General features: G+C 59.6%; 5 protein-coding genes. 1 reads left to right on the top strand and 4 read right to left on the bottom strand.

The window, feature by feature from the left end:
• Positions 1-1312 (bottom strand): DNA gyrase subunit A (locus M7F93_RS03630; RefSeq protein ID WP_298169239.1); only part of this gene is annotated, 1312 nt, incomplete at its 3' end.
• 17 nt (positions 1313-1329) lie between these two features.
• Entirely contained in the window at positions 1330-3300 is a 1971-nt protein-coding gene (locus M7F93_RS03635) for a DNA topoisomerase IV subunit B (protein ID WP_298169242.1), read from the bottom strand.
• 307 nt (positions 3301-3607) lie between these two features.
• Between M7F93_RS03635 and M7F93_RS03640 the strand changes: the two genes are divergently transcribed.
• Positions 3608-4444, top strand: coding sequence for a winged helix-turn-helix transcriptional regulator (locus M7F93_RS03640; protein ID WP_298169245.1), 837 nt, complete (start codon positions 3608-3610; stop codon positions 4442-4444).
• Between the two features lie 16 nt (positions 4445-4460).
• Here the strand turns inward: M7F93_RS03640 and M7F93_RS03645 are convergent, their stop codons facing one another.
• A complete protein-coding gene (locus tag M7F93_RS03645; protein WP_298169248.1) occupies positions 4461-7505 on the bottom strand; it encodes an efflux RND transporter permease subunit in 3045 nt (1014 codons plus the stop codon).
• Positions 7505-8359: efflux RND transporter periplasmic adaptor subunit (locus M7F93_RS03650; RefSeq protein WP_298169250.1), on the bottom strand; the 855-nt coding region annotated here is incomplete at its 5' end. The genes M7F93_RS03645 and M7F93_RS03650, both read right to left, overlap by 1 nt.

The following is an 8359-nucleotide window of genomic DNA, read 5'->3' on the forward strand; positions in this document are numbered from 1 at the left end:
TCACCCGATAGCGCACCCACTGCCGTAATATCCGGGTGAGCGGCATACACGGTGCTTTGCCATCCAGATCCAGCACCGTGAGATTCACCGACTGGTTGGACTCCAGCGAGGTGCGGGCCAACAGGTAGGTCATCAGACTCTGCGGGTCCTGGTTGCGCGAGCGCGGCTCGATGACGATCCGCACGGCATGGGCCTTGCCCGACTCGTCGCGCACGGTATCCATCTGGGACAGCATGGCGTTTTTTGTCGTCTGCTGCTCCGGGGTAAGCGCCCTTTTTTTGCCTTCCCCTTTGGCTTGCGGGTTGGAAAGGGCTTCTATCTCCGAGAGGATTTGTGCGGTGGACACCCCCGGCGGCAGTTGCTGTACCGCGATGCGCCACTCCCCGCGCGCCAGCTTTTCGACCTCCCAGCGGGCACGCACCCGGATGCTGCCGCGCCCCGACAGATAGGCCTCGCGGATTTGCCCGGGCGTCGAAATAATCTGGCCACCGCCAGGGAAGTCGGGGCCGGGAATCTGCTGCAGTATTTCGTCATCGGCCATGTCCGGGCGCAAGACCAACTCCGCACAGACCTGCGCCAGTTCGCGCAAATTGTGGGGCGGAATCTCCGTAGCCATGCCGACCGCGATGCCGGAGGCGCCGTTCATCAGTAGGAAGGGCAACCGGGCGGGCAAGGTGACGGGTTCTTCCAGCGTACCGTCATAGTTGCTACGAAAATCGACCGTGCCCTCGTCCATTTCTGCCAGCAGCAGCTCGGAAATGGGGGTCAGATTGGCCTCGGTGTAGCGCATGGCAGCGGCCGAGTCGCCGTCCAGAGACCCGAAATTGCCCTGCCCATCCACCACCGGGTAGCGCAAGGTGAAGTGCTGGGCCATACGCACCATGGCATCATATACCGAAGTGTCGCCGTGGGGGTGCCACTTGCCGATCACCTCGCCCACCACCCGGGCGGACTTGACATGCTTAGGGGAGCGTTGCAGCCCCATATCGCGCATGGCATAGAGAATCCGCCGTTGCACCGGTTTCTGGCCATCAGCCAGCGCCGGAATCGCCCGCCCGGTTACCACACTCATGGCGTAGGCAAGGTAAGCACGCGCGGCATATTCCGCGAGCGGCGGCTCCGGAGGTTCGCTAGAGTCCGGGGCACCATCCCCGGATGGCGGAGGCGGTGATGCGGGCGCGGCAGCGGATAATGCAGCGACTTCCTGCACCGCTTCGGCTGACACCAGCGCCGGAGCGTTTCCGGTGACCGCCCCGGTTTCCGGGGAGCGCTCATTACCGATGAGATCAAAAAGATCCCGGGTGTTAGCCATACTTGAAACTCCTCGCCTTAAATATCAATATCTGCCGTCCAGCCGTCCCGCTCCATCCATTCGCGACGCCCGCCAGCGGACTGTTTGGCCATCAGCAGGCTGAAGCGGGTATGCAGTGCCGCCTGATCATCAGCCGCCATGGACAGCGGGACCAGGGAACGGGTATCGGGGCACATGGAGGTTTCCCAGAGCTGATCCGGATTCATCTCACCCAAGCCCTTGAAACGCTGCACCGAGATGGCACTTTCCTTGACGCCTTCGGTGCGCAGACGATCCACCGCCGCGTCACGCTCCGCCTCGGCCTCACAGTAGATTTTACGGGCCTTGCCGCGCCAGGTGGTATCCACCCGGTATAAAGGCGGCTTGACCACGAACACATGGCCGCGCTGCAACAGCGCCGGGAAGTGCCGCAGGAACAGGGTCAGGATCAGCACCTGAATATGGCTACCATCCACATCGGCATCGGACAGGATCATGATTTTGCCGTAGCGCAGCCCGGCCAGCACCCGATCCGGGTCCGCCTGAAAACTGTGGGCCTCGATGCCCAGGGCCACCGCCATATTGTGGACTTCCTGGTTTTTGAAGATCTGGTCCGCATCCACTTCCCAGGTGTTGAGCACTTTGCCGCGCAACGGCAGCAAGGCCTGATATTCCTTATCGCGCGCCGCTTTGGCCGAACCGCCGGCAGAGTCCCCTTCGACCAGAAACAACTCATTGCGCTGAATATCCTCACTTTCACAATCCGTCAGCTTGCCGGGAAGTGTCGCCAGACCGGAACCCTTCTTACGCTCGATTTTTTGCGCGGCGCGGGTACGGGCCTGGGCGTTCTGGATCGCCAGATCTGCGATCGCCTTCCCCGCATCCGGATGACTGTTGAGCCAGAGTTCCAGCGGATCACGCACGGTCTGCGCCATCAGCTTATGGGCGTCGCGGCTGGTGAGCTTGTCTTTGGTCTGCCCCTGAAACTGCGGATCGAGCACGCGAGCCGACAGCACCAGCGCCATCTTACCGGCAACATCATCCTGTACCAGTTTGAGCTTGGCGGGGACGAGGCTGTGGTGCTCCATAAAACTGCGCACAGCCTCAAAAACCCCGGCCCGAAAGCCCGACTCGTGGGTACCGCCGTCCAGCGTCGGGATCAGATTGACGTAAGTTTCCGGGTTAGGGGCGGCGCCGTTAATCCAACAGAGCGCCCAGCCCGCACCCTCCCCTTTCGCGAAACCGTTACTGTCCCCGTCCTGATAGGAGGCTCCCGCAAAAATCGGCGTGGCCAGTTCGAGATCAGCGACGATTTCCGCGAGGTATTCCGCCAGACCTTCGCTATATTTCCAGACGACGGGTTCCTGCTCCGGGAGGGTGAGGCTCACTTGCAGGCCAGGGAGGAGAATGGCCTTGGCGCGCAGGAGATGGGTGAGCTCGCGGATATTGATTTTGGCCGAGTCGAAATACTGCCCGTCCGGCCATACCTGAACCCGCGTGCCATGGGTGCGCGGGCCGCAGTCTTCCAGCCGGGTCAGCGCTTCGCTCACGTCCCCCTGCGCAAACACCAGGCGATAGCGACCATTCCCCGATCCCTGGGGGTCGCGGGTTTTGATCTCGACTTCCACCCGCTGGGACAGGGCATTGGTGACCGCCACGCCTACCCCATGGAGACCGCCGGAAAAGCGGTAGGCCGACTCCACATCCGTCTTATCAAACTTGCCGCCCGCGTGCAGGGTGGTGAAGGCCAGCTCGGCCGCCGGGCGGGACTCGCCGGGCGGGATGCCGACCGGGATGCCGCGGCCATTGTCCTCGACGATCACCGAACCATCGCCACAGACCGTCACGTCGATGCGCGTCGCCTGTCCGGCCAGGGCCTCATCGGCGGCGTTGTCGATCACTTCCTGAATGATGTGGGTGGGGCAAGTCGTACGGGTATACATGCCCGGACGCAACTTGACGGGTTCGAGTCCCTTGAGGACGGTGAATTGTTCGGCGCTATAGCTCAAATGGTGGTTTCCTTCTGCCTCCTTCCTATCATAAAGCTGAAAGGGCCGGATGGGCAGCCCTGTGGCCCCCAAGCGCAGCGATCGCCATGCGATCTATTTTCCTTTAACGACCAGTGCCCGCTTCATTTGTTGGCAATCGTCACCTTAGTGTCACAAATTTGTCACAATAGTGTCATGTGCGAGAGTTACCATAATGCGGTAGTAGCGGATAGTCGGGCATCGCCTTGCAGCAATAAAATTTCATGATCCGATGATCAATCATTATGAATATGAATAATCCAACGATAATCAGTATGGAGTCATACTAATGTTTAGCATCCTCTTAGGTGCCGTTTATCTACAACACGCCCACACGACATTACTGGAAGGCCTGGCATGGCTGCATATGCCAACCTCTATACATAATTATCGAGCGGAACAGAAAATATTGTTAGTCTCACCAGAGGCGACTGGCACAATAGTATATGATATCGAATATGCCTTAGAACGAAATGGATATTCCGTTCACCGGATTCATTCTACTCGTGATATAAATGGACTAGACAAGAGCTTACAGGTAAAAAACGTGATACTCAATGGATGGTTGGATAACTACCGCGACTATCTCCAGAATATACAGGATATCGCCCATAAGTCAGTACCCTTTCTGGTCATAGGAGATAGTACGGAAGTAAACAGCGGATCGATAGCGGTCGCCGCGATTGAGGCCGGTGCAGTCGCCTTTATACCGTGGACTCTCGGGGAAGGGTTACTGATGGCCCATCTCCGCAGGCTTGATGACGAGATAACTATCCACCCCATGGAACTGTCAAAATTACCCTTGCAGATTCAATTAGATCCCCGTTCCCGCAGGGTGTCGATATCCGATCAGGAACTTTATCTGCCAAAACAGCTTTTCAGGCTCTTTGAATATATGGTGACACACCCTGACCAGGCGATATCCTATCAGCAGCTTCTGCAAGTCCTCGCGGAAGGGAAAAAGATATATATCGCACCGAATACGCTGGTAGTAAAAATTTACCGATTACGGAGGATACTGGAGGATACGGGGGCACACAGATGGTTGGAGACCATCCCCGGCTTTGGTTATCGCTTCTGTCCACCGAAGCATGTTGCCCGTCGGGCTGAACAATCAACGCAGTAAAAGCGTAGCAAAGCTATTATGACTTTTCCGCGGACGAGCGCGCCATACGTCGGCTAAAGCCCTCCAGAGCGGCATAGATACCCGGCATCACGACCAGAACCAGGGGCAACTCCGCCAGCAATCCGGAGATGATGGCGATGGCCAGGGGGGCCTGCATTTCCGCCCCGGCTCCCAGGCCCAGTGCCAGGGGCATCAGGGCCAGTATGGCGATAATGGCCGTCATCAGAACCGGTCGCAGACGCGTCCTTCCCGCCCTGACGAGTTCAGCGACGTCGCTATTCTGCGCCTCGGCAAAGAAAAAAATAGCGGTTTCGGTAACAATCCCGACAATCATGGTGATACCGATCATCGCCGTGATGTTGCGTTGCGTTCCCGTGATCCAGAGGCCGATAAAGACACTACCGAGGGCGAGCAATGCCGTCGCCAGAATGCTGAGAACGATGGTGAAGCGCTCATAGAGAAAGAGCAGCAGAACCGCCACCAGCAGAATGGCGGCGAGCAGGACCAGCGCCAGTTCGTGCATGGCCTTCTGCTGTTCCCGGTAGAGGCCACCGTATTGCAGATACACACCCTGCGGCAGGGACAGATGCGCCAGCCGGGCTTCCACCTCACCCATAACCGTACTCATGGCCCGCCCCTCGATGCGTGCCGTGACGGCAACCATCGGCTTCAGATTTTCGGCTTGTAATTCCGCCTGTCCGGCCTTGATCTGAATCCGCGCGACCTGTCCCAGGGCCAGATAATGGCCATCCGGCGCGACGATGGGTAATTGCCGCAGGCGGCGAATTTCATTCCAGAGATCATGGGGCGCACGCACCCGCACCCCGACCATCTCCTGCCCCTGGGGAATCAGGCTGACCACCCTGCCTTCCATCAGGCCCTGTAACTGCGCGGTTACCTGCCCCGGCGTCATTCCCGCCAGCGCCGCCTTGACCGGATCCACATGAATATCCACCGCGTCCCCGGCAATGGTCACACCGTCAAAGACCTCCGCCACACCCGATACTTTCCCGATACGGCGCGCCACCTGTCCTGCGACTTTTTCCAGCGTCCGGGGATTCGCACCGAACACCTTGATTTCTATAGGTTGCGGTACGGCGGTAAGATCACCGATCAGATCCTCCATCAACTGTCCGGTTTCTACCCGCAGACCGGGCACTTGCGTGTTAATTTTGTCGCGTACATTCTGCATTACCTGCCAGATATTGCGACTGCGATGGGATTTCAAGCGAATAAAGAAGTCTCCGGTATTGGCCTCCGTAATACCGCCACCCAGTTGCAGACCCGTGCGCCGGGAATAGCTCGCCACCTCCGGTGTCTTGGCCAGAATCTGCTGCACTTGACCCAGCAAACGGTCGGTTTCGGCGAGGGATGTGCCTGGGGCCGCCTTGTAGTCGAGGACGAAGCCCCCCTCGTCCATAGAGGGCATAAAACCGCTGCCCACCTGGGTATAGGACCAGCCCCCAAGGGCCAGAAAAGCGAACAAAACAGGCACCAGCAGTATGGGGCGTCGCAAGAGTTTCTCCAGCACCTGGCCATAATGCAAACTGGTCCAGCCCAGGAGACGACCCGGCCGCTCGGCCCTTTCGGCATCCAGGCTGGTCAGCAGGGCGTCCGCCAGAAGGGGCACCGCCAGATAGGCGACCAAAAAGGAAATGATCAGCGCGGCGGAGATGGAGATGGCCAGTGCCTGGAAAAAAGCCCCGGTCACCCCGGACAAAAAGGCCAGGGGCGCGAAGATGACGATCGTCGCCGCCGAAGAACCCGCCAGCGGCTTACTCATTTCCAGCGCGGAATGGAGCACTGAAACGCGTTCTCCGGGATGCTCGGAAATGCGCTGCATAATATGTTCCAGCATGACCACCGCATCGTCCACCACCAGCCCCACCGCTGCCGCCATACCGCCGAGGGTCATAATGTTAAAACTCTGATGGAACACATACAGAATCACCACACTGGCCAGCAATACACTGGGCAGGACGATGGCAACGATGAAGGTCATTCGTAGATTGCGGAGGAAAGCGAGGAGCACCAGTGCGGCCAGTGCGGCTCCGATAAAAATGGCATCCCGGACACTGGATGCGGCCGCTGTGATCAACTGGCTCTGGTCATACCAGGTGCTGATTTTCACCCCGACCGGGATACTGCCGACATTTTTCCGCAGGAGGCCGCGGATGGCGTGATCAATCGCCACCGTGTTGGCGCCGAGCTGCTGCTTGATGTTGACCAGCACCGCAGGCTTACCGTTGGCGGTGACGGTGGTCCACTGGGGCACGGTGCCGGGGCGAATCTGCGCCACATCACTGAGATCCACCACGCCGTCGGCGCCGGTTTTGAGGATGGTGTGGCCGATATCCCGGGCATTTTTCAGGGGACTTTCGCTGAGGATCTGGTAAAGGCGGTAATGGCGCTGGAGACGGCCGACGGCCGTGATGATATTGCTGTTAGCGAGAGCGGATTCGACATCGGCGAGGCTGAGCCCGTAGCTTTGCAGACGCATGGGGTCGACAATCACCTGGTATTCCGCCTGCGCACCGCCCTGAATATCCACCTGAGCTACCCCATGGACAGCCAGCAGCAAGGGCCGCAAATCGTAATACGCATAATGGCGCAGGGCGACCGGGTCAAGGCGATCGGAAGTCAGGGAGAGACCGAGAATGGGGAACACTGTCGGATCCATGCGCCGGGCGCTGAAGCGGGTATTGGGCGGCAGCTTCGGAAGTACCCGGTTGACGGCCGATTCCGCCTGCAGCAAGGCCGAGGTCATATCGGTGCCCCAGGCAAACTGCACGGAAATCTCCGCCGCACCCCGGGCCGTGGTGGAGCGAATACGCTGAACCCCCGGCACCGCCCGCAAGGCCTGCTCCAGCGGGCGGGTGACGGCGACCTGGGTCTGCCCGATAGGCATATTGCCCGAGTCTGCGGAGACTACGATGCGCGGAAAGATGATATCCGGGAACAGGGCCACGGGCATTTTCAACGCCACCAACAAGCCCGCCAGCACTAATACCAGCAGCATGAACAACAGGGAACGGCGGGGCCGCTGCAGCCAGTCACCCATCAGGATTTCGCCGGCACGCGCAGGGCCATGCCATCCTGTAACTCATAATTGCCGAGGCTGACCACCGGCTCTCCGGCCTGCAACCCCTTACTGACCGCAATCCAGCCCGCTTCGCGCCAGCCAGTCTCAATCCAGCGCTGCTGCGCTTTACCCCGGACATCCACAAAACAATAGGACCGGCCGCCTTGCTGCAAAACAGCGCTGTCGGGAATAGCCAGAGATTTCTGGCGTCCCAGGACGATCTCCGCACGAACCATGGCCCCAGGCAGCAGACTGGGGGTAGCGGGCATGGGGACGACCACCTGGGCGAGGCGTGTCTTGGGATCGACTTGCCAATAAATCTGCTGAATCTCGCCTGATAATGGGGACTGATCGCCGTAAACGGGACGGAGCTGCACGGCGTCGCCCACTTTGACGCGGGGCAGATCTTCCGGTTCGACACCTAGCACAATGCGCAGGGCGTTGCCCGTGCTGAGGCGCAGCAAAGGCTGACCGGCGGGAACCAGATCGCCCTGGTGCACAGATACCGTTTCGACGACGCCGTTGATGGGCGCACGCACTACACCAGCTTGCAGGGTCTTGAGACGCGCCTGTAGATCGTGGAGGGTGGCTTGCGCTTTGGCGAGGGTTTGCTGCGCGGTCTGCACCTCAGCATTGGTCGCCAGTTGCCGGGTGCGCAGGGATTCCAGGCGCTGCTGGTCGGTGAGGGCGAAGCGCACGCCGATCTGCGCCTGCTGCAACTGGAGCTGGTCATTGATGGAAGGCGCTACCCGCAGCAACGCTTCCCCCTGATGTACCCGCTGGCCATTCGCCACCAGTACCTGACTGACCAGACTCTCCGCTTCCAGCGACAA

Origin of the sequence: Acidithiobacillus sp. (genome assembly GCF_027322205.1) — a bacterium.
Lineage (GTDB): Bacteria > Pseudomonadota > Gammaproteobacteria > Acidithiobacillales > Acidithiobacillaceae > Acidithiobacillus.